1 pseudogene is annotated in these 358 nt (G+C 68.2%); it reads left to right on the forward strand.

What is annotated here, in order from left to right:
• Positions 1 to 25 precede the first annotated feature (25 nt).
• Positions 26 to 358, forward strand: a pseudogene (gene pgsA1 / locus D5687_RS11155) (phosphatidylinositol phosphate synthase); the annotation flags it as partial.

Below are 358 nucleotides of genomic sequence, written 5' to 3' on the forward strand. Positions count from 1 at the left end.
GAGATGTCTCGTGGGCTCGGCAACCATGAGCAAGCTGCCCTTCCTGTCCCGGGCGGCGTTCGCCCGGATTACCACCCCGATCGCCAGGGGACTGCTGCGGGTCGGCCTCACGCCGGACGTCGTCACCATCCTGGGCACCACCGCGTCGGTGGCGGGAGCGCTGACGCTGTTCCCGATGGGCAAGCTGTTCGCGGGTGCGTGTGTGGTGTGGTTCTTCGTGTTGTTCGACATGCTGGACGGGGCGATGGCCCGGGAGCGCGGGGGCGGCACTCGCTTCGGCGCGGTGCTGGACGCCACCTGTGACCGCATCAGTGACGGCGCGGTGTTCTGCGGTCTGCTGTGGTGGATAGCGTTTCAC

The organism is Guyparkeria sp. SCN-R1 (genome assembly GCF_003932495.1).
In the GTDB taxonomy this organism is placed as follows: Bacteria; Pseudomonadota; Gammaproteobacteria; order Halothiobacillales; family Halothiobacillaceae; genus Guyparkeria.